The 24486-nt window shown below is 72.1% G+C and carries 24 protein-coding genes; 9 read left to right on the plus strand and 15 right to left on the minus strand.

What is annotated here, in order from left to right:
* The first annotated feature begins 327 nt into the window (after positions 1-327).
* Entirely contained in the window at positions 328-1506 is a 1179-nt protein-coding gene (locus tag MRQ36_RS29135) for a CaiB/BaiF CoA-transferase family protein (RefSeq protein ID WP_242799945.1), read from the plus strand.
* 30 nt (positions 1507-1536) lie between these two features.
* Here MRQ36_RS29135 and MRQ36_RS29140 read toward each other — a convergent pair whose 3' ends face one another.
* The 5 genes from MRQ36_RS29140 to MRQ36_RS29160 form a co-directional block, all read right to left on the minus strand.
* Entirely contained in the window at positions 1537-2085 is a 549-nt protein-coding gene (locus tag MRQ36_RS29140) for a hypothetical protein (RefSeq protein ID WP_242799946.1), read from the minus strand.
* Positions 2086-2125: 40 nt separating this feature from the next.
* On the minus strand, positions 2126-2524 hold the full coding sequence (locus tag MRQ36_RS29145; RefSeq protein ID WP_242799947.1) for a DUF2809 domain-containing protein: 399 nt from the start codon (positions 2522-2524) through the stop codon (positions 2126-2128).
* A gap of 20 nt (positions 2525-2544) precedes the next feature.
* Positions 2545-3273 (minus strand): L,D-transpeptidase family protein, encoded by a 729-nt coding sequence (locus MRQ36_RS29150; protein WP_242799948.1) that lies wholly within the window; start codon positions 3271-3273, stop codon positions 2545-2547.
* Positions 3274-3362: 89 nt separating this feature from the next.
* Positions 3363-4619, minus strand: coding sequence for an RNA polymerase sigma factor (locus tag MRQ36_RS29155; RefSeq protein ID WP_242799949.1), 1257 nt, complete (start codon positions 4617-4619; stop codon positions 3363-3365).
* Complete coding sequence (locus tag MRQ36_RS29160; RefSeq protein WP_242799950.1) at positions 4616-4987, minus strand: YciI family protein; 372 nt, start codon at positions 4985-4987, stop codon at positions 4616-4618. Before MRQ36_RS29160 ends, MRQ36_RS29155 begins: the two co-directional genes overlap by 4 nt.
* 313 nt (positions 4988-5300) lie before the next feature.
* Between MRQ36_RS29160 and MRQ36_RS29165 the strand changes: the two genes are divergently transcribed.
* Positions 5301-5639 (plus strand): hypothetical protein, encoded by a 339-nt coding sequence (locus MRQ36_RS29165; RefSeq protein WP_242799951.1) that lies wholly within the window; start codon positions 5301-5303, stop codon positions 5637-5639.
* A 46-nt stretch (positions 5640-5685) separates the two neighbouring features.
* On the opposite strand, the gene MRQ36_RS29170 is transcribed toward MRQ36_RS29165, so the two are convergent.
* Positions 5686-7272, minus strand: a complete 1587-nt coding sequence (locus tag MRQ36_RS29170) for a hypothetical protein (protein ID WP_242799952.1) — start codon at positions 7270-7272, stop codon at positions 5686-5688.
* The gene (locus tag MRQ36_RS29175; protein ID WP_242799953.1) at positions 7269-8057 is read right to left on the minus strand and encodes a helix-turn-helix domain-containing protein; all 789 of its coding nucleotides are present in this window, start codon (positions 8055-8057) and stop codon (positions 7269-7271) included. The genes MRQ36_RS29170 and MRQ36_RS29175 overlap by 4 nt, the downstream gene beginning before the upstream one ends.
* A gap of 230 nt (positions 8058-8287) precedes the next feature.
* Here MRQ36_RS29175 and MRQ36_RS29180 point away from each other — a divergent pair, with 230 nt between their 5' ends.
* On the plus strand, positions 8288-9034 hold the full coding sequence (locus MRQ36_RS29180) for a dienelactone hydrolase family protein (protein ID WP_242799954.1): 747 nt from the start codon (positions 8288-8290) through the stop codon (positions 9032-9034).
* Positions 9035-9416: 382 nt separating this feature from the next.
* A complete protein-coding gene (locus tag MRQ36_RS29185; protein WP_242799955.1) occupies positions 9417-10130 on the plus strand; it encodes an RraA family protein in 714 nt (237 codons plus the stop codon).
* Between the two features lie 4 nt (positions 10131-10134).
* Here MRQ36_RS29185 and MRQ36_RS29190 read toward each other — a convergent pair whose 3' ends face one another.
* Both MRQ36_RS29190 and MRQ36_RS29195 read right to left on the minus strand, forming a co-directional pair.
* Positions 10135-11709, minus strand: coding sequence for an FMN-binding glutamate synthase family protein (locus tag MRQ36_RS29190; RefSeq protein WP_242799956.1), 1575 nt, complete (start codon positions 11707-11709; stop codon positions 10135-10137).
* 30 nt (positions 11710-11739) lie between these two features.
* On the minus strand, positions 11740-12549 hold the full coding sequence (locus tag MRQ36_RS29195) for a TIGR02452 family protein (RefSeq protein ID WP_242799957.1): 810 nt from the start codon (positions 12547-12549) through the stop codon (positions 11740-11742).
* 141 nt (positions 12550-12690) lie between these two features.
* Here MRQ36_RS29195 and MRQ36_RS29200 point away from each other — a divergent pair, with 141 nt between their 5' ends.
* Together MRQ36_RS29200 and MRQ36_RS29205 are read left to right on the plus strand one after the other, a co-directional pair.
* Positions 12691-14367, plus strand: a complete 1677-nt coding sequence (locus MRQ36_RS29200) for a hypothetical protein (protein WP_242799958.1) — start codon at positions 12691-12693, stop codon at positions 14365-14367.
* Between the two features lie 288 nt (positions 14368-14655).
* Positions 14656-14979: a hypothetical protein gene (locus tag MRQ36_RS29205; protein WP_242799959.1), complete on the plus strand. Its 324-nt coding sequence runs from the start codon at positions 14656-14658 to the stop codon at positions 14977-14979.
* Between the two features lie 337 nt (positions 14980-15316).
* Here MRQ36_RS29205 and MRQ36_RS29215 read toward each other — a convergent pair whose 3' ends face one another.
* A complete protein-coding gene (locus MRQ36_RS29215; RefSeq protein ID WP_242799960.1) occupies positions 15317-16111 on the minus strand; it encodes a maleylpyruvate isomerase N-terminal domain-containing protein in 795 nt (264 codons plus the stop codon).
* Positions 16112-16302: 191 nt separating this feature from the next.
* Positions 16303-17958 (minus strand): MFS transporter, encoded by a 1656-nt coding sequence (locus MRQ36_RS29220; protein ID WP_242799961.1) that lies wholly within the window; start codon positions 17956-17958, stop codon positions 16303-16305.
* A gap of 109 nt (positions 17959-18067) precedes the next feature.
* On the opposite strand from MRQ36_RS29220, the gene MRQ36_RS29225 reads away from it, so the two are divergent.
* Both MRQ36_RS29225 and MRQ36_RS29230 read left to right on the plus strand, forming a co-directional pair.
* Positions 18068-19531 (plus strand): aldehyde dehydrogenase, encoded by a 1464-nt coding sequence (locus MRQ36_RS29225; RefSeq protein WP_242799962.1) that lies wholly within the window; start codon positions 18068-18070, stop codon positions 19529-19531.
* A 99-nt stretch (positions 19532-19630) separates the two neighbouring features.
* Positions 19631-20122: a hypothetical protein gene (locus tag MRQ36_RS29230; RefSeq protein ID WP_242799963.1), complete on the plus strand. Its 492-nt coding sequence runs from the start codon at positions 19631-19633 to the stop codon at positions 20120-20122.
* An 18-nt stretch (positions 20123-20140) separates the two neighbouring features.
* Here MRQ36_RS29230 and MRQ36_RS29235 read toward each other — a convergent pair whose 3' ends face one another.
* Positions 20141-21265, minus strand: a complete 1125-nt coding sequence (locus MRQ36_RS29235) for an acyl-CoA dehydrogenase family protein (protein ID WP_242799964.1) — start codon at positions 21263-21265, stop codon at positions 20141-20143.
* Between the two features lie 74 nt (positions 21266-21339).
* Between MRQ36_RS29235 and MRQ36_RS29240 the strand changes: the two genes are divergently transcribed.
* A complete protein-coding gene (locus MRQ36_RS29240) occupies positions 21340-22416 on the plus strand; it encodes a bifunctional 2-polyprenyl-6-hydroxyphenol methylase/3-demethylubiquinol 3-O-methyltransferase UbiG (RefSeq protein WP_242799965.1) in 1077 nt (358 codons plus the stop codon).
* Positions 22417-22471: 55 nt separating this feature from the next.
* On the opposite strand, the gene MRQ36_RS29245 is transcribed toward MRQ36_RS29240, so the two are convergent.
* The 3 genes from MRQ36_RS29245 to MRQ36_RS29255 are packed head-to-tail and all read right to left on the minus strand — an operon-like array spanning position 22472 to position 24459.
* A complete protein-coding gene (locus MRQ36_RS29245) occupies positions 22472-22756 on the minus strand; it encodes an acyl carrier protein (RefSeq protein ID WP_242799966.1) in 285 nt (94 codons plus the stop codon).
* A 42-nt stretch (positions 22757-22798) separates the two neighbouring features.
* Positions 22799-23365: an NADPH-dependent FMN reductase gene (locus MRQ36_RS29250; protein WP_242799967.1), complete on the minus strand. Its 567-nt coding sequence runs from the start codon at positions 23363-23365 to the stop codon at positions 22799-22801.
* Complete coding sequence (locus tag MRQ36_RS29255; protein ID WP_242799968.1) at positions 23362-24459, minus strand: LLM class flavin-dependent oxidoreductase; 1098 nt, start codon at positions 24457-24459, stop codon at positions 23362-23364. Before MRQ36_RS29255 ends, MRQ36_RS29250 begins: the two co-directional genes overlap by 4 nt.
* Between the last annotated feature and the right edge of the window lie 27 nt (positions 24460-24486).

The following is a 24486-nucleotide window of genomic DNA, read 5'->3' on the forward strand; positions in this document are numbered from 1 at the left end:
ACCGCTGTGTCGCAGACGGTCCAGGCCCCGGTGTGTGGTCCTGCCGGCTCAGAACGGCCAGCAGAGCGGGTTGTCGTAGAACGTGGCGGCGGTGGTCAGCCGGACGGTGCCCGGCTTGCGCACGACGATCTTCTTCATGGTTCCTCCCTCCAGGGGTGTGAGGTCCTACCGCTGAACCTGCCACCCGCCGGTCCACCGGCCGTCCACTGCCGGTGTTTCGGCAGGTCACCGGCGCATTGCCGGCCATCCGGCAACGGCACACGGCTAGGGTGGGCGACTGCGGCGCAACGCCGCCGACGAGGTCGCAGTCGTGGGGAGGTGGCGTGGATGACGTCCGCGCTCGACGGGGTGCTCGTCGCCGACTTCAGCCGGGTCCTCGCCGGCCCGTACGCCACCATGCTCCTGGCCGACCTCGGCGCCGATGTCGTCAAGGTGGAACGGCCCGGCACCGGTGACGACACCCGCGCCTGGGGCCCGCCGTACGACGCCGACGGCACCGCCACCTACTACCTCGCGGTCAACCGCAACAAGCGCTCGGTGGCGCTGGACCTGACCGACCCCACCGACCTCGCCGCCGCCCGCACGCTGGTGCACCGGGCGGACGTGGTCGTGCACAACTTCCGCCCCGGCACGATGGACCGGCACGGACTCGGCTACCCCGACGTCGCCGCCGCGAACCCACGCGCCGTCTACTGCTCGATCACCGGTTTCGGCTCCGGGCCCGGCGCCGCGCTACCCGGATACGACCTGCTGGTCCAGGCCGTCGGTGGGCTGATGAGCGTCACCGGAGCACGGCCGGGCGAACCGGTCAAGGCGGGCGTGGCCCTGGTGGACGTGATCACCGGGCTGCACGCCACGGTCGGCATCCTGGCCGCGCTGCGCCATCGCGACAGCACCGGCACCGGCCAGCACGTCGAGGTCAACCTGCTCTCGTCACTGCTGTCCGCCCTGGTCAACCAGGCCTCCGGCTACGTCGCCGCCGGCGCGGTGCCGGGCATCCTCGGCAACGCGCACCCCAGCATCGTCCCGTACGAGCTGCTGCCCACCGCCGACCGTCCCCTCGCGGTCGCGGTCGGCACCGACGCCCAGTTCCGTGCGCTGTGCCAGGTGCTCGACCTGTCCGACGTCGCCGCGGATCCGCGCTACGCCACCAACCCCGACCGGGTACGCCACCGCGCCCCGCTCATCGCCGCGCTGGCCGAGCGGACGGCGCTGCGTACCGCCGACGACCTGGCCGCGGCACTCGGTCGGGTCGGCGTGCCCTGCGGGCCGGTCAACGACCTCGCCGGCGCGTTCCGGCTCGCCGCCGACCTGGGGCTGGACCCGGTCGTCGACGTGACCGGGCCGGACCGGTCGCACCCGGCCCGCCAGGTCGCCAACCCGATCACCCTCTCCGCGGCACCGGTCACCTACGACCGGCCACCGCCCCGGCTCGGCGAGCACACCGCCGAGGTGCTCGCCTGGCTCGCCCCCGATCAGCCGGGCCGGGAGAAACCGGCGACGTGACCGTGGACCCGTCCGCCGGCTTCCCCTGCCTCACTGCCCCCGGCCGGTCACGTCCGGCAGCCGGGCGCTGCCGAGCGCATCAAGGATGAGCAGCCCGCAGAGGATGGACATGGCGGCGATCCCCACGTACAGACCCCAGCCGACGTCGTAGTCCAGGCCGTCGAGGTGCAGGATCTCGAGCCGGTCGCGGTTGATGTCACCGACCTGGCCGTGGGTGTCGGTGGTCGTCCACGCCCCACCCAGCAGCAGACCGCGCTCCGGAATGTCCAGCCAGGCACCGACCGTCACCACGAGGCCTGCGAGCGACGCCGCCGCAAGAGCCCACCGGAGGAACCGGATCGGCCGGCCCTGCCTCCTCGCCAGCAGGAGGGACACCACGGCAGCGACCACGTTGACGCCGAGGCCCATGGACCACCAGGTGGACGCCGCCCACGCCGATGCCGTGTTCGTCTGGTAGCTGTCGACACCGTCGGTCCACGCGGCCCAGCCGGACCGGAACCAGGGCAGGAATCCGCTGGCCAGCACGAGCAGGGCCGCGACGACCGTGCAGCGTGGATGCGGGCTTCTCACGACGATCACCACCGGATGGTACGGACCGGTGCGTCCCCCATTGGTCCTGCTACGGTCCGGCCACCGGCCGCCGGGTGCGCAGCAGGTGATGCGCCACGACCAACGGCAGCACGCCGACCGGATACCAGAGCAGATCCGTGGGGTCGAACTGCACGCCCAGCGCCAACCGGGCGAGCAGGCTGCGCGCCGACAGGGCCGCCGGCACCCCGGTCAGCTGCGCGCACTCGACCGCCCAGCAGAAGACCACCGCGATCAGCCCGGCCGGCACCGGGGCCAGGCGCGGCCACAGGAACCGCACTCCCGCCCAGACCATCGACGCGTACAGGGCGGTACCGGAGTACTGGCGCAGCGCCCCGTCGTCCACGGCGCGGATGGCCAGGGCGACGGCCAGGAACGTCGCCGCCGCCACCGGCATGAGCAGCCGCACCAGCCCGGGCCGCATCGACATCCGGCCGATGCTACCGAGCCTCAGCGGTAGACGTGCACCGGTACGCCGACCCCGATGATCGACCAGAGGCGGTCCATCGCCGGGATGGGCACCCGTACGCAGCCGTGGCTGGCCGGGTAGTTGGGCACGGACGTCGCGCCGTGCACCGCGTATCCCCGGTAGAAGTAGTTCGGTCGCCACAGCAGACCCAGGTCGCTCTGCCGCCAGCCGTCGATCCGCCGCAGGATGGTGTAGTTGCCGGTGGGTGTGGGGGTGCTGGCCTTGCCGCTGGAGGCGTCCAGGACGCGGACCACCGACCCGCCCCGCGCCAGGTACAGCACCTGCGTGGTGAGGTTCGCCTCCAGCGAGTAGCCGGTGTGGGTGTACTTCGGTTTCGGGACCACCGGCCGGTCGAGGGCGGCCCAGGTGCGCGGGCCGACGATCCCGTCGCGGGTCAGACCGTTCACCTTCTGGAAGGCGACGACCGCGTGGAACGTGGACGGCCCGAAGATCCCGTCGGCGGAGCCGACGTCGTAGTGCAGCGCGGCGAGCCGCCGTTGCAGGCCGGCCACCGCCGAGCCCTGGGAGCCCTGGCGCAGGACGGGTTGCGCCGTGCTCAGCCGGGCGACTTGTGCGACCTGCGTGGTGGGGACGCCGGCCGCCGCTGCCGGGGCGGCGGGGACGGCGAGGCCGGTGGCAAGGAGCGCCATCCCGAGCGCGGCGCGCGGGCCGAGGTGGCGACGGGTGTGGTGTGGTGAGACGGGAACCATGGTCCCTCCCTTCCGAACTCCTCTCTCGACGGTAGTCCGTCCGGAGGCCGATTGGTGTCCCGCCGGCTGCTCGCACTGAGCGGGAGCGGTCAGCCCAGGGCGGCTGCCTTGCCCAGCAGCACCGAACGCTCGCGCTGGTTGGTGCAGAGCCGGGCGGCCAGTTCCAGCTCGGCACGCGCTTCCGGTCGCCGTCCGAGCCGGGCCAGCAGTTCACCGCGTACAGTCGGGACCAGGTGCGAACCGGGGAGCCGGTTCGAGGCGATCAGCTCGTCCACGATGGCCAGGGCGTGCGCCGGCCCCGAGGCCATGGCCACGGCGACGGCCCGGTTCAGGTCGACCACCGGTGAGGGTGCCACCCGGCCGAGCGCCTCGTACAGCACCACGATCCGGTCCCAGTCGGTCGCCTCGACCGAGGGCGCCGACGCGTGGCAGGCGGCGATCGCCGCCTGCAGGCCGTAGGGGCCGAGGCCGCGCGTCGACGCCTCGGCCAACGCGGCCAGCCCACGGCGGATCGCCGAGACGTCCCACCGCCGCCGGTCCTGGTCCTCGAGCAGGATCGGTGAGCCTTCCGGCCCGGTCCGCGCCGGGAAGCGGGCGGACGTCAGCTCGCACAACGCGAGCAGGCCGTGCACTTCCGGCTCGTCCGATTGCAGCGCCGCCAGCGTACGGGCCAGCCGGATCGCCTCGTACGCGACCTCGGGGCGCAGCAGCCGGTCGCCCGACGTGGCCGTCGACCCCTCGGTGAAGATCACGTAGATGACGCTGAGCACGCCGCCCAGCCGCTCCCGGCGCTCGCTGGCGGGTGGCAGCTCGAACGGCACCCCGGCCGCCGCGATCGTCTTCTTGCCCCGGGTGATCCGGGCCTGCACGGTCGGTACGGGTACCAGGAACGCGCGGGCGATCTCCGCGGTGGAGAGGCCACCGACCACGCGCAGGGTCAGCGCCACCCGGGTCTCGGGGGAGAGCACCGGGTGGCAGCTGACGTACATCAGCGCCAGCACGTCATCGTCGATCCGGTCGGGGTCGACGTCCTCGTCGACGCCCGGGTCGACCGCCAGGTCGGCCGCCAGCAGGGCGTACCGGTGCTGCAGGGCGGTCCGGCGGCGGACCGCGTCGATCGCCCGCCGCCGGGCCGTGGCCATCAGCCAGCCGGCCGGATTCGCCGGGGAGGCGTGCGGCCACGACGTCAGCGCCTCCGCCACCGCCTCCTGAGCCGCGTCCTCGGCCAGCCCGAAGTCGCCGGTGAACCGGGTCAACGCGGCGACGATCCGCGCCGACTCGATCCGCCAGACGGCCTCGACATCGGCCGTACCCCGGTGCTCCCGCGCCCGGTCCCGTCCGGTCACGCGTCGACCCGCGGGACCTCGTCGCTCCCGGGCACCCGCCGGACCTCGATCTTGGACCCGCGGGCCGCCGGAACCCGCTTGGCCCACTCGACCGCCTCCTGCTTCGAGGAGACGTCGACCAGGAAGAACCCTCCGAACAGTTCCCTGGTCTCGCCGTACGGCCCGTCCGTTACCACCGGGGACTCGCCGCTGAAGTCGACCACCACGCCCTGGCCCGGATCGTCCAGCCCTTCGGCTGCCAGAAGCACGCCGGCCTTGACCATCTCCTCGATGACCTGGTGGGTAGCGGCCATCATCTGGTCGATGTCGGCCATCATGGCGGCGTTCGACTCGTCGGTGCCCCGCATGATCAGCAGGTACTTCGGCATCGTGTTCTCCTCGTCCGGCGGGCCGTCTCTCGGCCCTGCCACCTACACGTCGAACGAGCGGCCCGCGGATCGACAGGCTGCCGGCGACATCTCTTTCCGCGATACGGCCGGTCCCTCGATTCTCGTCTCGCCGGCACCGGCCCGGGGCGACGGCGGACGCGTCGGCCGCCATCCGACCGTCGGGCGAACGGGCAGTGCCTTTCGTTGACCGCCGCCCGGTGGATTAGACCGTCGCCGGTCGGCGGCGGTCGGCGATGTCGATAGGACCGGTGGGAGCAGGCGCGTCGCGCCTCCAACGTCGAGGAGAACCATCATGAGCCTCAAGACCGAGCACGGGCGCCGTCTCCTGCGGCCCTCGCGACGGGTCGGGTCGCTGCTCACCGCCGCGGCCCTGGGCACGGCGATCGGGGCGGCCGGCCTCGCCGCCCCGGCCCTCGCCGTCGACCCCACCCAGTGCAGCAAGGGTCTCAACACCGCGACCACGGCGTGGGGAACCTGCACCGGCGGCGGCCAGTGGCGGGTCGTGACCTGGTGCTACGCGACGGGCTCGACCAACTCGGGCTGGTGGAGCTGGCCCAGCGGGACGCACACGCAGTACTCGTCCTGCCCGTCCTGGAGTCACGTCACCAACGTGATCATCGAGGCCCGCTGACCGGCGCGCGGTGGCTGCGTCGTGCGGCGCAGCCACCGCGCCGTCGTCAAATGTCGTGGTGTCGGGCAAGATCCTGGGCGACGACGACAGCGAGCCGGCTCACGACGCGGATCTCCGACTCCGGAAGTTCGCTGGCGCGAGCGCGGTAGGCCTCGAGGTAGGCGTCGAGCGGCATCGAGCCGTCAGCGAGAGTCGCACCGGCCAGCCTGGCGGCCTCGGGGTCGTCGGTCAGCGCGATGGCGAGCCGGTGCGCTTCCGCGGTCGTCAGGCGCGGTGCTGCCGCCAGCAGGATGGCGACCGCGCGGTTCCGGCGGAGCAGCACCGGCGGTACCTCGACCTGGTCGTCGCCTGCCTTGTCTGGCGCGAAGCGGCTCTTCGCCTCGATGGTGGAGCAGCGGTCGAACGCCGCCCAGACCTGTGCCTGACGCTCGACCGGCCACTCGCGGATCTGCTGGTCGAGCGCGCGTATCAGGTGGCGGTCGCTGCGGTGGACGAAGCTGTCGAGCATGCGACGCAGGACGGGGTTCGTCGCCCGGCCGGAATCGCGTGATATCCATTCCCGTAGATCGTCGCGCAGGCGGTCCACCCGGACTGCGAGATCCTGGTACCACGGGCTGACGACAGCGGCGCGGTACCACCCCGCCACGGACGGATCGACGTGCGCGGCGACGCGGCGGGCCAGGCGGCTGACGGCGAAGACGTTGAAGGCGAGCACCGCCTCGCGGAAGACCGGCTCGGTGAACTCCGCGCCGATGAGCATCGGGTTGAGGCCCTCGTACGGGTCGTCGGTCCGCCTGGCCCGGCGCAGCCGGGGGCGCCCGGTGGGGTCCATCGCGGTGGGGCTGAGTTGGCTGCCCTGCAGCAACTCCTCCACGGCGACGATGGCCTCGTGGTGGGCGAAGGTCAGGGACGGGTCGCTCGGCAGGTCGCCGCGCAGCGCCCGGCCGCCGGCAGCGGGCCCGGTACCGGCGTCGAAGACATGGCCGTGCTTCGTCCCCGGATGCGGATCGTCGGGTGCCGCCGAGTAGAAGACATAGTGGCCGGTGAAGTGCACAGCGGGGTACATCGCCGCCAGCATCTCCTGGATGCTGCCCTTGTAACCGGTGTCCACGATGACCACCGGCCCGGGAGCGGACTCCAGGTGCAGCTCACTGGCGCGCAGGTAGTCGTGCAGTTGCCGCCACGCGTCGAGGCGGGGTGCACCGGATCGGCGCTTGCGGAACGTCTCGATCTCCGCGAACGACCGCCCCTGCTGCTCCAGGTCGGCCAGGGCCTCGTCGACGATCGTGCGAGTGAGGTAGAGGCTGCGGCAGAAGCCGGTGCTGAACCGTGGGGCGAGCGCGCTGACCACGTAGCCGAGGCTGAACGAGTCGCGCCCGGCGAACACGATCCGGGTTCGCGGCTCCCGGTCCACGAGGTCCTGCAGCCGGGGCAGGATGTCGATGGCGGCCTTGACCATCAAGGGTGCGAGCAGTTCGCGGGCCACCTCGAACGTCGACGAGATGACCTGGAACTTGGTGCGGGTGTCGATGCCGAACGCACCGAAGAAGACGCCCAGGTACAGCGGTCGCAGCTCGAATCGCGAGATGTCGACGGTGAGCAGGGGATCGAACAACGCGTCGGGATCGGTCACGGCCGGCCCAGCAGCACGACGCGAGCCAGCAGTACGGCCCCGACGAGGGCGAGCACCAGGTGAACGGTCACCCAGAGATGATGCAATCGCAGTCGGTACATCAGCGGATAGCGGTCCGCGTGCTCGGCCCGGGATCCGGTCCAGGTGGTTTCGATGTGCAGATGCGGACGGAGCCGGTCGAGCTGCTGACGTAGCTGGTGCGCCTCGTTCATGTGCATCTGGTGCCGCTCGTAGTACTTGTGGCTGCTCAGCGCCCCGACGAGCGCGAGCACCACGACGACGAGCGCGAGCAGGGCCTGCACCGACACGGGACGCGCGGCAATGCTGGCCACACCCGCGCCGGCGCAGATGAGGCCGATGATGACGCTGAGGATCGCCCGATGGTTCTCGCTCTGACGCGCCTGGTCCCGCTGTTCCTGCCACAGCCGCAGCAGAATTGCCACGTCGTCGGCGGACTCCTGTGGTGCTGCGGGCGGCTGCGGTGGGACGGGTGCGACGACCGGGCTCGCCCGGTTCTCCCGAACCGCATCCCGTACGCGCTCCCATTTCGGCAGCCACTCCAACGGATCGTCGCCGCATGCCTCGACGAATGCCCTGATGGTGTCCCAGCTGGGAAGGTGGTCACCGCCGGCCGCTTCGGCCAACGCGGTACGCGACCGGCCCGTCCGCCGTGCCATCAGCAGGTACTTCGGCGATCCCGCCTTCTCCCGCAGGGTTCGCAACTCCTGTGCGAACTCGGCGATCGGGCCGCCGTCGGCGCGCAGCGACCGCTCAGGCCGAGGCATACGTCAGAGGGAGATAGACGGACACCTCCGTATCATAGTCGTCGGGGTTGACCTTCATGAATGCCGGAACCGACCGGCCTCCCCGTTGCCGGGACGCCACCGCGCGCACCCGGGCACCGTCACGACGAGGGGGAGCGTCGGGTGCCGTGCCGGGTGGCGGCCAGACGGGTAGCGTGCACGACGGAAACCGGTACGGCGAGGGGTGGCTCAGGGTGCGGACGACGACGACGGTGGATGTTCCGGTCGGCGACGGGGTCGCGGACGCGTGTCTGGTACGGCCGGACGGGGACGGACCGTTCCCCGGGGTGCTGCTCTTCATGGACGCGTTCGGACCGCGCCCCCGGCTCACCGAGATGGCCGAGCGGATCGCCGCCGAGGGCTACGTCGTGCTGGTACCGAACCTGTTCCACCGTTCCGGCCGGGCACCGCTGGTCGACGTGTCCGGCCTGGCCGACCCGGAGCAGCGCGGCGTGCTCTTCGGGCAGCTCACCCCGATGATGGCGGCGCTGACCCCGGAGCTGGTGGCCCGGGACACCGCCGCCTACCTGGACTTCCTGGCCGCGCAGCCCGGCGTCGCGGCGGGCCCGGCGGCGATCACCGGCTACTGCATGGGCGGCACGAACGCGCTGCGCGCCATCGAGGCCCACCCGGACCGGCTCGCCGCCGCGGCGAGCTTCCACGGCGGGCGCATCGTCACCGACGCCCCGGACAGCCCGCACCTGGGGGTCGGCGCGGTGACCGGCGAGCTGTACTTCGGGCACGCCGACAACGACCAGTCGATGACGGCCGAGCAGATCGCCACCCTGGAGAAGGCCCTCGACGCGGCCGGCGTCACCTACCGCTCGGAGCTCTACGCCGGCGCCCCTCACGGCTTCACCATGGCCGACACCCCGATGTACGACGAGCAGGCCACCGAGCGGCACTGGGCCGCCCTGTTCGACCTGCTCGGCCGCACCGTCGGCGCCGGGCGGAGCTGACCCGGGGGCAGCGGCAGGACGGTGGCCGGCGGTAGTGTCCCGACCGTGGACGTGGTCACGATGATCGCGGCGGAGCGGCGTCAGGTCGCCGACCTGGCCCGGACAATCGTCCGGCGTCCGGCGTCCGGCGTCCGGCGTCCGGCGTCCGGCGTCCGGCGTCCGGCGTCCGGCGTCCGGCGTCCGGCGTCCGGCGTCCGGCGTCCGGCGTCCGGCGTCCGGCGTGCCCGTGCTGTCGGCCCGGCTCGCGATCTGACCCGGTCGGTGTTCGCGGGTTCGTCCGCGCCGGGTGAGCCGTACCGCGTCCCGCCGCGCGCGGACTCGCAGGCCACGAGGCGCGAAGTGGCTCGCCACCTGAGCGGGCACCGCTGACTACCGTCGGGACATGAGCCTGGACCCGCACGAACTGCACCGGCGGTTCACCGCCCTGACCACCGCCCACGTCGCCGACGCCTGCCTGCGCGCCGGGGTGCCGGTGCGCTGCGCCCCGGCCGCCGTCCGGCCCGTCCTGCCCGGCGTACGGCTCGCCTGTCGGGTCGCGCCGGCCCGGCACGTGGGCAGCGTCGACATCTTCCTGGAGGCGATCGACGGGGCCGCCCCCGGTGACGTGCTCGTCGTCGACAACGCCGACCGGGTCGACGAGAGCTGCGTCGGTGACCTGGTGGTCCTGGAGGCGTCCGCCGCCGGGCTGGCCGGAGTGGTGATCTGGGGGTTGCACCGCGACACCGCCGACATTCGCGCGGTCGGGCTGCCCGTGTTCAGCACCGGCGCGATCCCCACCGGCCCGCTGCGGCTCGACCCGCGACCCGCCGACGCGCTGACCTCGGCGACGGTGGGGGAGTGGACCGTGGACCGCGACGACGTGGTGTTCGGCGACGACGACGGGGTGCTCTTCGTGCCGGCGGCGCGGGTCGACGAGCTGGTCGGGCTGGCCGAGTCCATCCGGGACACCGAGCGCCGGCAGGCCGAGCGGATCCGCGCCGGGGTGTCGCTGCGCGAGCAGGTGCGCTTCGGGGCGTACCTGGCGGGGCGGGAGCGGGAGCCGGCGCTGACCTTCCGGGAGCACCTGCGCGCGGTGGGCGGGGCGATCGAGGAATAGGCCGTCAGCCGACGGCGGTCGCCGAGGGCGGGGCGCTGCCACCCCGGGGCGCCTCCGCCGTCATCACGCGGATGATCTCCGCCTGGTCGGCGGGAGAGGGCTGGCCCCAGCCGGGCCGGTACCCGTACACCTCGCGCAGTGGGGTGGAGGCGGTACGGCCGTCGAGGATCTCCACCGCGTCGGCGTCGATCAGGCCGGGGTGTTCCACCCCGCACGCCTCGGCGACCTTGACCAGGTCCCGTCGCAGCGTACGGATGTAGTTGGCGGCCCGCGCGGCCTTGAGGGTCGGGTCGAGGCCCCGGGCCAGCCAGGGGTTCTGGGTGGCGACACCGGTCGGGCAGGTGTCGGTGTGGCACTTCTGCGCCTGGATGCAGCCGATCGACAGCATCGCCTCCCGGCCCACGTTCACCATGTCGCAGCCCAGCGCGAACGCGACGATGGCGTTGTCCGGCAGGCCGAGCTTGCCGGCGCCGATGAAGACGGTCCGCTCGTGCAGGTCCTTCTCGGCGAAGATCCGGTAGACGCGGGAGAAGCCCTGCTGGAAGGGGAGTGACACCGAGTCGGTGAAGATCAGCGGCGCGGCGCCGGTGCCGCCCTCGCCGCCGTCGACGTTGACGAAGTCGACGCCCCGGTCGGTGTCGCGCATCAGGGTGGTCAGTTCGTCCCAGAAGCCGAGGTCGCCGACGGCGGACTTGATGCCGACCGGCAGCCCGGTCTCGGCGGCGAGCAGCTCCACCCAGTCCAGCAGGCTGTCGCAGTCGGAGAACTCGGCGTGCCGGGACGGGCTGACGCAGTCCTGTCCCTGTGGGATGCCCCGGGTGGCGGCGATCTCGGCCGACACCTTCGCCCCCGGCAGCAGCCCACCGAGGCTCGGCTTCGCGCCCTGGCTCGGTTTGATCTCCAACGCCCGTACCGGCGCGCCCGCGACCAGGTCCTTGAGCCGGTCCAGGCTGAACCGGCCGCGCTCGTCCCGGCACCCGAAGTACGCGGTGCCGAGCTGGAACACCAGGTCACCGCCGTTGCGGTGGTACGGCGACAACCCGCCCTCACCGGTGTTCTGCAGGCAGCCGGCCAGCGCGGCACCCCGGTTGAGCGCCTCCACCGCCTTGCCCGACAGCGACCCGAAGCTCATGCCCGAGATGTTGACCACCGACCCGGGGCGGAACGCCCGCGCCCGCCCCCGGGGACCACCGAGCACCTTCGCGCAGGGCAGCTCCACCTCGTGCCCGGCGGTCGGCGCGGACGGCGGCACCGCCCGCCCGAACGTCCGGTGCTTGATGATCGGATACCCGGCCGTGTACTCGATGTCGTTGTCCGTGCCGAAGCCGAAGTAGTTGTTCTCCTTCTTCGCCGACGCGTAGATCCAGCGCCGCTGGTCCCGGGTGAACGGCCGTTCCTCGTTGTTGCCGGCGACGATGTACTGCCGCAGTTCCGGGCCGATCGCCTCCAGCAGGTAGCGGGCCCGCCCCACGACCGGGAAGTTGCGCAGCAGCGCGTGGTCGCGTTGCAGCAGGTCGCGGGCGGCGAGCGCGGCGACGGCGGCGGAGACGACGGGTACGGCACGACGGGCCCAGTTCATGCCCGCCATGTTCTCCGCACGCCTCGCCGGTCAAACTCCGCCGAGGCGGTCGGCGAACGCGGCGCGCGTCGGCCCGTCGGTGCGGTCCAGCACCGCGAACGTCACCTCGTCGAACCAGCCGGGCGCAGCGGCGAGGGCGACCGCGAACGCGTCCGCCACCACGGCCGGGTCGTTGCGGAACACTCCGCAGCCCCACGCGCCGAGTACCAGCCGCCGGTGCCCGTGTGCCGCAGCGACCGCGAGCACCCGGGCCGCCCGGCCGCGCAGCACCGGCGCGACCCGGTCGGCGTCCGCGGGCTGGTTGCGCAGCACCGCACCCCGGTTGGGCGCGGCGGCGGTCAGCAACGACACCTCGTGTACGTCGTCCAGCAGCCGGCCCTTGTCGTCCCGGAACACCGGCACCCGCGGCGAATGGATCACCCGGTCGCTGTAGAGCAGGTCACCCTGCTGGCGGTGGAAGTCGTAGAACTCGCCGACGGCGGTGAGGCAGGGAAACAGCGCGGAGGCCCGGGCGACGCTCTCCTCCTGCGCCTGCGCGCCGGCGCGGAAGCCGCCGCCGGGGTTCTTCGCGGAGGCGAAGACCAGCGCGGCGACGGGCCCGTCGCCGGCGAGCCGGCGGGCGGCGACCAGGGTGCTCTCCCCGGTCACCTCGACCCGGGGCGCGTCGCCGCCGGTCGGGGGCGTGGCGAGCGGTTCGTCCGGCAGGTGCAGGCGGGTGCCGGCCACGGCGGCGCGTACCCCCTCGGCGAGGTCGACGCTCGCGCCGTGCGCGGTGCGGTAGCCGCCCGCGTCGAGGATGTCCAGGGTGTCGCGGGCGATGGCCCGCAGCCGCGTACTCATGGGCGCAGATTGTGCGGCAGCGGACCCGCCGGCGACGACCGGTTATCGGGGCGGCGGCGGACCCTCGGTCGCCTCGGGCTCGCCGTCCTCCACGGGGTACCACTCACCGTGACGGTGGCGTGCCAGACTGACCCGGTGGTGATGGCCCGACCTGAGAACGACGCACGCACCGGTTCGCCGGTACGTGGTCGGCACGACCGTCTGCCCCTGCTGTTCGCCGTGGTGCTCGGGGGTGCAGGGCTCGGCTACCGGCTGGTCATGCTGCTTCTCGACGTCCCGCCGTCCAACAGCGACGAGGCGACGATGGGGCTCGCCGCCCTGCACATCTCCGAGGGTCGGCACTGGCCGGCGTTCTTCTACGGCCAGCACTACATGGGCACCCTGGAGGCATACCTCGCCGCGCCGATCGTTGCCTGGCTCGGCCCGTCCGTGCTCGCCCTGCGCCTACCGCTGCTGCTGCTCTACACCGCGTTCCTGGCCCTGCTCTGGCTGCTCACCCGATGGCTCTACTCGCCGTGGCTGGCCACCTTCACGGTGGGGTTGCTCGCCCTCGGCTCCGACCGGATCCTGAAGAACCAGCTCATCGCCGGTGGTGGATATCCCGAGATCAACCCGCTGGGAGTGCTGCTCCTGCTGCTCGCAGTGGCGCTGGCCCTGGGCCGGATACGACGCCGGACCGTCGGCTACGCCGCCTGGGGCCTGGTCGCCGGGGTGCTGGTCTGGGACAACTGGCTGATCATGCCCTACCTGGCGGCGGCCGGGGTGCTGCTGCTGGCCGCCGACCGTCGGCAGGTGCTCCGCCGGGGCGGGCGGGACGGCGTGGCCCTCCTCGGCGGGCTGCTGCTCGGCGCCGCTCCGATGCTGGTCCACGCTGTCGACACCGGCCGGGATCCCTTCTCGGTCTTTCTCGGTCTCAGCGGTGGCGGGCAGGCCGGCTCGGCGGACCGCCTCTACGGTGGGGTGATCTTCGGCCTGCCGATGGGCACCGGGATGTGTGCGCCGAGCCACTGTCAACCGTGGCAGCTCTGGTGGGGGCTGGCCTACCCGGTGCTGCTGGTCGCCGCCGGAGTGCTGGCCTGGCGGGGACTGCGCAGAACCACCGGGGGCGTGACCGGTCCCGGGCGCGACGTCGAACCGGACGGACCTCGCGTCTGGTCCGCTGACCGGGTCCGGCAGGCGGCCCGACTCGCGCTCGTCGGCGCGGCCGGCGCGAGCCTGGTCTCCTATGCGCTCAGCAGTGCTGCGGGGGCGACTCCGGTGGAGAGCGCCCGCTACCTGCACTGCCTGCTCATCTCCACGCCGGCGGTGCTCTGGCCGCTGTGGCGGCTGGCCGGCCGTTCCGATGGTCGTGACGGCGACGGTGGACCTCGGCGGGCGTACCGGATCGGAGCACGGGCCACGCTGGCCGGGGTGATCGGCACGGCGCTGGTGGCCACCACCGGTCTGGTGGGGCAGGCGGCGGACTACCAGCGGCTCGCCGAGCAGCGCCGGGACCTGGTGGCGACGCTCCGTGCCGACGGCGTACGGCATGTCTACGCCGACTACTGGACCTGTAACAACATCACCTTCGCCACGGGTGAAGAGATCGTCTGCGCCGTGCTCGGCGAGGACCTGCGGGCCGGCCTGGACCGCTACCTCCCGTACCGTGACGACGTCAACCGTGCCCCGCGGCCGACCTTCGTCCTACCGGAGGGTTCGACGGTGAGCGCGGCGGTCTCCGGACACCTCACCGGAGAGGGCATCGATCCACAGGCACGACACGTCGCCGGGTACGACATCTACCAGCCCCGCGAGCGCGGCGGGCTGCCCCGGCCGTAGCGGCCCCGATACGTGCATTTTCGTGTGTGTCGGCATTGCTTGATCTTTTAACGGTGGGAATTGCGGCTCGCGGGATTGCCATTCGCGCTGTCTAATAACGTTGTACAGATCACGCTTGTCGATGACATTCACATCAACTAAAGTGACTTTCGGGTGGCCTCACAACGGTCGCCAAACCGGGGGATTTACCATAGGCAGCCAGCCGCGACTGGCGCGCGGTCGCAGTGCGGGTTCCATATTTCCTCCGGTCGGAATCATCTGTTTTCCGCTCAGCAGGAGGAGAAGGAAATGATCCGCAAGCTCGCAACGACCGCAGCCGTTCTCGCCACGAGTGCCGTCGCGGCCGTCACCGTCATGGCGCCGCCGGCCTCGGCGAGCACAGCAGGAGCCGAGTGGTACGGTACCGTTCACGTCACACTGAACACCTCGACCAGCTACGGAGGCTGGATCGACGGTAACGGCCCGGACAGCTACCGGTTCTGGATTCAGTGCTCCAACGGCTCCGAGTACCGGGGCGTCACCCGGTGGGCCGGAGACCGGCGTGGCTCGTTCGCGTACTGCCCGTCCGGCACCTCCGGCGTGTCCAGGGGCTGGGACCTGCTCCCCGCCTGACATTTCTGTAATTGACGCTATTCTTCGCTACGGGGCGAGCGCGACTTCGAATGATGTTTCATTCCCCACGCCGGGAGATCATCAGAGAAGTCGCGCTCGTTTCGTCATCACCGCCGGGCGACCTGTTTCGGCATGGAACCAGCCAACCGATTCCGGTCAATGAATCCTTTTCTTCGTGAGGGGCCTGGTCACGGTGGGCGCGGCGGGAATTTCGCGCCGACCGCGCCGACCGTGCCCGGCGCCGAGGTCGGTGGTGGCGCCTCGACGCCGGCCGGCAGACCCTGCTCGCCCTGGCCCGGCTCCGAAACGGTGACACCATCGCCCGTCCGGCCTGCGGCTACACGGACGGGTCCCAGGCGATGAGCTGCTCGAAGACGCGACGGTCGCCGTCCACCTCCAGCTTCGGAGAATCCAGCGGTATGCGGCCGTAAAAGAACAGAACCAGGTCACTGGCCGTGCCCCGGGCGGAGGCGTCGGCCGTGTCCGGGTCGTCGCTGGCAGCCGGCGCGCCGAGGCGGGCGGCCCAGGCGCCGTCGCGGGACAGCCGAAGGCGCCAAGAGCGGCCCTCGGTGGCGTAGTAGTCGACGACCGCGGGTTCGTGCGGCCAGGCGACATCCGTCGAGCAGAGGGTGAACTGGCAGTCGTCGAAAGCGTCGAGGGCGACCTCGTCCGGCAGCGGCTCCGGGTCCCCGACGGCGAGCTGGACATCGTAGGTGTGCACCGCGATCTCGGGCACCTGGCGCCGAGCCCATGCACCGGAGGTTTCCGGTGACTGCGAGTCACCCCAGAACGTCCAACAACCGCGGTCCGGGCCGGCCTCGCGCAGCGCGCTCGTCAGTCGCTCGACGGACTCGGTCCACCAGGCCAGGAGAGCCTCGCGTTCCCGAGGCGCACCCGCGCCGTCGTCCCAAGCGGACTTCTCCGGGGGAGCGTCGGCCGGCCCGGCGGCGACGATGGCGGCCGTCCTGCGGCGGCCCGTGCCCAGGTGCTGCACGAGATCGAACAGCGTCCACTCCGGACAGCTCGGCACCGGCACGTCGAGGTGGGGCGCCGCAGCGACCGCAGCCCGGAAGGCGGTCGACCGTTCGTTAATCAGCCGCAGATGATCAGAGAACGTCAAAGTCTCGTGCACCCCGGGTTTCTACCAGTGTGCTCCGACGACCGGACAGCGATTTTCGCAGCCGACGCGGCCGCGGCACTGGCACGCCCGGGTGCCACCTGCCGTGACCTGCACCGTCACGGTGAAATTGGCTCAACATCCACCGACGCGGCGGACGCGGCGTGCACCGGATTCCGGTGGCACGCCGCGTCCGCGGACCCGGGTCAGCGCTGGCCGACCCGCCGGGGCAGCAGGAAGCTCGCCAGGATCGCCAGGGAGAACATGACGATCTGGTAGACCAGCGCCCGCTCCATGGTCTGCTGGTAGGCGACGCGGGTGGCGTCACGCTGGAAGTCGTCGGCGCGTCCCGCCTGGGCCCGGCAGGCGTCCGAGTCGGCGATCGGGTTGGCCAGCCGGATCCGCTCCTCGAAGCAGGTCCGGGCCTGTGCGACCACCGTGTCCGCCTCCGCCGCCGAGACGCCCTGCGCGGTCAGTTGGCTCCGCAGCGCGGTCTCCTGCGTGTCGGCGACCGGCGCCGACTGCACGGAGAGCAGGACGAAGAACACCATCGAGCTCAGCGCGATGCCGATCGCCGCGCCCATCTGCTGCACCGTGTTGAACACGCCGGAGGCCGATCCGGCGGCGTCCACCGGGACGTCGTTGAGCGTGTACGTGAGCAGTGGCGCGAAGGTCATGCCCATGCCCGCCCCGCCGATGACCAGGCCGGGCACGAGCGCCCACGGGGTGATCACGTCGAAGGTGTGCACCGCGACGATCAGCAGCAGCATGCCGGTGATCAGCATGCCCAGACCCAGTTGCAGGCCGAGCCGCCCCAGCTTGGGCGTGATCCGTCGGGCCGAGATCGCGGTGAACAGCGGTACGGCGAAGCCCCAGATCACTCCCACCAGGCCAGCCTTGATCACCGAGTAGCCCTGGCCCATCTGCAGGTAGAGCATGTTGAGCAGGAAGAACGGCATCACGCCGCCCATGAACAGCAGGGACACCGCCAGGCCACCCCGGAACGACCGGTGCGAGAACAGCGACATCGGGATGAGTGGTGAGTCGGCCCGTCGCCGTTCGACCACGACCAGCGCGGCGAACGCGGCGGCCGAGGCGACGAGGCTGAGCACGATCCAGATCGGGTTGCCCAGCGACCCGCCCTGGATAAGCGGGAACACCAGCAGCAGCATGCCGACGCCGACCAGCAACGCGCCGGGGATGTCCAGCCGCCGCGCGGATTCCGCCTTCGACTCCGGCACCAGCTTCACCGTCACGATCAGGCAGACGATCGCGATCGGCAGGTTGACCAGGAAGATGGTGCGCCAGGTCAGGCCGGCGATGTTGGTGGCGGTGAGCAGCGCACCGACGATCGGACCGGCGACGGTGCCGACGGCGAACACCACGCTCAGCGCGGAGAACGCCTTCCCACGGTCGTGCGGCGGGTACATCACCTGCAGGATCGACAGCACCTGCGGCACCATCAACGCGCCCATGCCGCCCTGCACGAAGCGGGCCGCGGTCAGCTGTTCCGGCGCGACGGCCAGGCCCGCCGCCAGGGACGCCAGCGCGAACCCGGTCATGCCGATGATGAAGATCCGCTTGCGGCCGTAGATGTCGCCCAGCCGGCCGCCGGTGACGAGCATCGTGGCGAAGGCGAGGGTGTACGCACCCACCGTCCATTGGATGTCCGAGGGTGAGGCTCCGATCTCCTCCTGGATCGTCGGTAGGGCCACGTTGACGATGACGATGTCCAGCAGGTCGAGCAGCAACCCCAGCAGGACGGCGAAGAGGGCGATCGTCCGTAGCCGCCCGGTGATCGGCGGTGGTGGTGGGGCCGGGGTGGCCGCGTCGGTGGACGGCTCTGTCGTGGATCGTGTCATCGGCGGATCCCTCGTGACTCGGGTCGGCGGGTGTTCGTCAGGCTATCGGTGAAGACACTCTATGAAAACACTAGTAGGGTTTACTCGTATATCAGGAGAGGATCGTGTCATGCCTGTCGCCGAGCCCGCCGCCCATCTCCTCGACAAACCCGCCCTGTGGATCGGCCCGGAGGCCCTCACCGAGACCTCCGGCGGCCGGATCGCGCACGTGTACGCCGCGACCGGACGCCCGACCGGCGAGGTGGTCCTGGCCGGGCCGGCCGAGATCGACGCCGCGGTCTCGCTGGCCCGGGCGGCCTGGCCGCAGTGGCGGGACGCGACCGCGGACGCGCGGCGCGACACGCTGCTGCGGCTGGCCGACCTGATCGTCGCGCAGGCCGCCGAGCTGAGCCAGCTGCAGAGCCTGGAGATCGGGTTGCCGGTGCAGCTGGCCCGGCAGATGCCCGCGCTCGCCGCCGACCAGCTGCGCTACTACGCCGGCTGGTGCGACAAGGTCGGTGGTGACGTGGTGCCCACCTGGCCGATCCGCGGCCTGGACTACACGCTGGACGAGCCGTACGGCGTGGTCGGCGGGATCATCCCCTGGAACGGCACCCTGATGGCGATGGCCCAGCTGCTCGGACCGGCCCTCGCGGCCGGCAACGCGGTGGTGGTGAAACCCTCCGAGCTGGCCCCGTTCGTGGCGCCGCGGATCGCCCGGCTGGCCGTGCAGGCCGGCGTCCCCGAGGGCGTCGTGGTGGTGGTGCCGGGTGGCGCCGAGGCGGGGCGGGCCCTGGTGGCGCATCCCGAGGTCGACAAGGTCCACTTCACCGGCAGCACGGCGACCGGACGCGCGGTGCTGGCGGCGGCGGCGCCGACCCTCACGCCGGTGGCGCTGGAGCTCGGCGGGAAGTCGGCGCACCTGGTGTTCGGCGACGCCGACGTGCGGTTCGCCGCCCGGATCGCGATGAGCGGCGCGGTGGCCCTGGCCGGGCAGGGCTGCGCCAACGGCACCCGGCTGCTGGTGCACGAGTCGGTCCGCGAGCAGATCGTGGAGACGGTGCTCGCCCGGCTGCGCCGGGTGCCGTTCGGTGACCCGGCGAACGAGCGGACGGTGCTCGGTCCGGTGGTGTCCGAGGCTTCCTGCCGACGCATCCTCGGTGTGCTGGCCCGAGCACGCGCCGAAGGCGTGACGCTGCTCACCGGCGGCGACCGCGCGGGTGGTGACCTCGCGGACGGATTCTTCGTGGAACCCACCGTCGTCGCCGACGTGGCACCGGATTCGGAGCTGGTCCAGGAGGAGATCTTCGGGCCGGTGCTGACGGTGCAGACCTTCGGCAGCGAGGAGGAGGCGATCGCGCTGGCCAACGGCACCCGGTACGGTCTCGGCGCCTACCTGCACACCAACGACCTGCGCCGGACCCACCGGGTGGCGCGGGCGCTGGCCTCCGGCAGTGTCTGGGTGAACGGGGCCCCGGGTCTGCTGCCGTCGGCTCCGTTCGGCGGAGTCAAGCAGAGTGGCTTCGGGCGGATCGGCGGAGTCGCCGGACTGCGAGAATTCCTCAGACCCAAGAATGTCTGGATTCCCGCGTGAGTGAATGGGGGAAGCCCGCGAGAGTTCCCAAGCCAACAGGTGTATGGGGTAGCCTTTCCGAAGTGTTCGCGACAGAATCCGAGACAGAAGGACGTAGCCGTGGCTCAGTACGTCGTCACCATTACGCCGGTCGTCGGTGATGGTGGACCGGAAGAGGAATCGTCACGGACCACCATGCGCATCTGCGCCGAGGACGGTCAGGTCTTCATCAAGGAACTGACCGTGCGCGTCGCCGAGGATGCCCGGCTCGGCCCCGGCGACCTGCTGCAGGTCGACCTCGACCTGCTCATGCAGGCGTTCGCCGTCAAGCGGCCGACGACCGAGGGCGCGCAGCCGTCGACCCGGGAGGCCGCCCGACCGCACCACGCCGTGACCACCGCGGTCTCGCCGAACTCCGGCCCGGTCGCCGCCCCGCCGACCCGCACCGACCGCGCCTACCGGCGCATGCCGGACCCGGCGGAACTGAAGGACATCTACCTGTTCAACCGCACCATCACCGGCGTCGCCCAGCACTACGGCGTGCCGACGCACACGGCGCAGGGCTGGATCAGCCGGCTGCGCCGCAAGGGCGTCATCCCCAGCAACAAGTGACGTCGCGGCGGCGGACCGTCACGCTCCGGTCCCGCCGTCCGCGTCGACCAGCAGCGCACCGTACGTGGTGAACGAGTTGCGCCCGACCACGAAGTGCTGGGTCGCGGTGTGGATGTCCCGCAGCCGTCGCTGCAACGTCGCGCCGTCGTAGATGGCCGTACCGCCGGCCAGCCCGTACGCCCTGGTGGTGGCCTCGGCCGCCATGGTGGTGGCCTGAGCCGCCGCCGCCCGGTACCCCGCCCGGCGCAGCGCCACGTCCACAGCCGATCCGCTCCGGTCGTCGTCGAACTGGGCGTACACCAGCGCCCGGGCCGCCTGCAGGATCATCTGCGCCTCGCCCAGCCGCTCCTGGAAGGTCGGCGACGCCTGCAGGCGGGTGGCGCTCAACGCGGGCCGCTTGCCGTGCGTGGCCAGATCCGTCACGTCGCGTAGCGCCGCCGTCGCGATGCCCACCGCCACGGACGCGATGATGAGGCTGGACTGGGCGATGCTCGTCGCGGCGCGCTCCGCGGTCTCCGCGCCCTCGGACAGGGCCTGCTCCGCCGGGCAGAACACATGGCCGACCGAGACGTCGTGGCTGCCGGTGCCGCGCAGGCCGAGCGTGTTCCAGGTGTCCACCACGCCGACCCGGTCGGCCGGCAGCAGCACGATCCGGGTCGCCGGACGGTCGCCGTCGGTGACCACCGCCCGGCCGGAGACCAGGACGCAGTTCAGGTAGATCCAGGACGCGCGCTGGCACCCGGTCACGTACGGCCACTGGCCGGACACCCGCCAGCCACCGTCCACCGTGGTCGCCCGGCCCTTCGGCGCCACCGCGCCGGCGGCGTACACGTCGGGACCGTCGGCGTAGACGGTGGCCACCGTGGCGGGCGGCGCGCAGCCGATGATCAGCTGGGAGAGCGCCACCTGGCCGATCGACCAGGCCACCGAGCCGTCCGCGGTCGCCAGCGCCTCGACCACGCGCAGCACGTCCGGCACGGCCAGCTCCGACCCGCCGTGGCTGCGTGGCGCGGCCAGCCGCAGGCAGCCGGCCGCCCGCAACCGGTCCAGCAACGCGGGGGAGAGGCCGCGATCGCGTTCGACGTCGTCGGCCAGCTTGGCGACCTCGGGCAACAGCGCACGGACGGAGTCGAGGGTCGTCATGGCTTCACCCTACTATCGCGAAACATACGAGGATAGTATTTGCGAACACTTTGAAACACTGCCTCGGAGGTCTGATGACCGAGTCCCACGTGTTCGCCATGCGGATGTGGAAGAACCTCCTCGCCACGCAGGAACTGCTGTCGGTCTACCTCGGGGTCAAGCTCGGCCTGTACGACGCCATGGCCGACGCCGGCACGCCGATGACCCCCGCCGACCTGGCCCGTGCCGCCGGGATCGACCCCCGGTACGCCCGGGAGTGGCTGGAACAGCAGGCGGTGACGGCGGTCGTCGAGGTCGCCGGGGCGCACCGCGACGGCGAACAGCGGACCTACCGCCTGCCCGACGGGCACGCCCGGGTGCTGCGTACCTCCGACGACCCGATGTCGATGGCCGCGCTGGCCGTCCTGCCGCTGGGCGGCATCGCCGCCGCGCTACCGGCGCTCCTGGCGGCCTACCGCACCGGGGCGGGCGTCCCCGACGACGTGTTCGGCGACGACTGGCGCGACGGGCACTCGGGGGCGAACCGCTCGCTCTTCGCCCACGACCTGGCCGGCTGGATCCGCGAGAAGCTGCCCGACGTGCACGCCGCGCTCGGCGAGCCGGGCCGCCGCATCGCCGACGTGGCCTGCGGCACCGGCTGGTCCAGCATCGCGCTGGCCCGCGCCTACCCCCGGGCGCACGTACACGGGCTGGACCTCGACGCGGCGGCGCTGGTCGCCGCGGAGAAGAACGCGGTGGACGCCGGGCTGCGCGACCGGATCGGCCTGGAGGTACGCGACGCGGCCGACCCGGCGCTGGCCGGCGAGTACGACCTGGTCTGCCTCTTCGACGCCCTGCACGAGATGGCCCGGCCGGTCGAGGTGCTGCGGGCCTGCCGGCAGCTGCGCGCGCCGGGCGGGACGGTGTTGCTGATGGATGCGAAGGTGGCCCCCACGTTCACCGCGCCGGGCGACGACGTGGAGCGGTTCCAGTACGGCACCAGCGTGCTGCACTGCCTGCCCGCCGCCCGCGCGGCGGCCGACTCGACCGGGACCGGCACGGTGCTGCGCCCGAACATGGTGCGGGACCTGGCGCTGCGGGCCGGCTTCGGTGGGGTGGCGGTGGTCAACGTGGGGGACCGGTTCCACCGGATGTACCGCCTGCTGGACTGAGCCGCGAACGGCGACGGGCGGGGGCCGTCGGCCCCCGCCCGTCGCTCCGTCGGTCTTACTTCCCGTCGCGCTCCTCGAGGCGTTTCACCACCAGGTCCTGCACCGCGCCCACGGTGCTGATCTTGCGGGCGGTGTCCTCGTCGATCGGGTCGAGGTCGAACTCGTCCTCGATCGCGAAGGCCACCTCCATCAGGGCCAGCGAGTGGTAGCCGAGATCCTTCACCAGGTTGGTGCCGGGGGTGATGTCGACGCCCTGGTTCGGGGCCATGTCGGCGATCACACCCGCCACCGCGGCGCGGATCTCCTCCTCGGTACGGACGGGGACGGTCTGTTCGGACATGACGAGTCTCCTCGGATCGGGTGTCGCACGGGTCGGAAAGGGTCAGCGGGACGCGGTCGGATCACGGTGCAAACGGGTCACCACCGCACCCAGCGCGGGGGCGTGGCGGCCGGCCCAGCCGTTGATGACGGTGGCCAGGTCGTCGAACTCGTCCTCCAGGACGGACAGGCACGGAACCGGTACGCAGGCGCCCAGCTCCACCAGCAGCGGTCGCAGGTACTGGTCGCCGGCGGTACGGTGCTTGGCCCAGCCCGCGGTCATCGCCGCGACGCCCACCGAACCGCTCAGGCCGTCGATCGGCAGCATGTCGAGGAAGAGCTTCAGGATGCCGGTGTACGTGCCCTTGTAGGTCGGGCTCACCACGGCGAGGACGCCGGGCCGCCGGACCAGGTCCAGGGCCTGCTGCACCTGCGGGCCGAGCGGGACGCTGCGGCTGGCCCGCACCGGCAGCAGCGCGCCGATCTCGGCCAGGTCGACGAGCTCCGGCTCGGCCGTCTCGACGCCCTCCGCGGCCAGCAGCACGCCCAGCTCCTTGCCCACCCGCTCGGCCACGGCCGAGGTGCGGGAGCCGCCGCGCGGGCTGCCGACCAGGACGGTCACCGGGATCATGCCGCACCCCCCGGCAGGAGGCCGCGGTGGCGCAGCAGCGGCAGCACACCCTCGCCGAAGGTGTACGCCTCCTCCAGGTGCGGCTGTCCGGAGAGGATGAGGTGGTTCAACCCGAGCGCGTGGTACTCCGCGATGCGGTCGGCCACCTCCTCGTGGCTGCCCACCAGGGCGGCGCCGGCCCCGGGCCGGACCAGCGCGTAGCCCGCCCAGACGTTGGGGTGCACCTCGAGGTCGCCGGCCCGCCCGCCGTGCAGGGCGGTCATCCGGCGCTGTCCCTCGGACTCGCTGTGCGCGAACCGCCGCTGGGCGTCGGCGATCCGGCTCGGGTCCATGCCGTCGAGCAGCCGTTCGGTGACCGCCCACGCCTCGGCCGAGGTGTCCCGGCTGATCACGTGGAAGCGGGTGCCGAACTCGATGCTGCGGCCCCGTGCGTCGGCCAGCGCCCCCACCTCCTTGACGAGTTCGGCGAGCCCCTGGGGGGTCTCGCCCCAGGCGAGGTAGACGTCGGCGTGCTCGGCCGCCACCCGTCGGGCGGCCGGTGACGAGCCGCCCAGGAAGATCGTGGGCGGTCGGGGGTCCGGCCGGGTCAGCAGGATCTTGCGGCCCCGGTAGTGGTCGCCCTCGAAGTCGAACGCCTCGCCGGCGAGGCTGCGCCGGAAGACCTCCAGGAACTCGGCCGTCCGCTCGTAGCGCCGGTCGTGGTCCAGGAAGTCGCCGTACCGGCGTTGCTCGTCCGGGTCGCCGCCGGTGACGACGTTGAGCATCAGCCGTCCGCCGGAGAGCCGCTGGAACGTCGCGGCGGCCTGTGCGGTGGCCAGCGGGCCGGTGGTGTTCGGCCGGCAGGCGATCATGAAGTTCAGGTTGCTGGTCCGCTGCGCGAGCGCCGCCGACATCAGCCACGGGTCCTCGCAGAAGAGTCCGGTCGGCACCAGCGCTCCGGCGAAACCCAGCCCGTCGGCGGCCTGCGCCACCTGGCTCACGTACTGCAGGTCCGGATCGCGTCTGATGTTCGCCGTGGAACCGTCCACGGCGCTCCTCGCCACTTCCCGGCCGTCGCCGTGCAGCGGCAGAAACCAGTGCAGTCGAAGTGCCATCAATGGTCCCTTCCGCAAGCACCCGGC

Origin of the sequence: Micromonospora sp. R77 (genome assembly GCF_022747945.1) — a bacterium.
In the GTDB taxonomy this organism is placed as follows: Bacteria; Actinomycetota; Actinomycetes; order Mycobacteriales; family Micromonosporaceae; genus Micromonospora.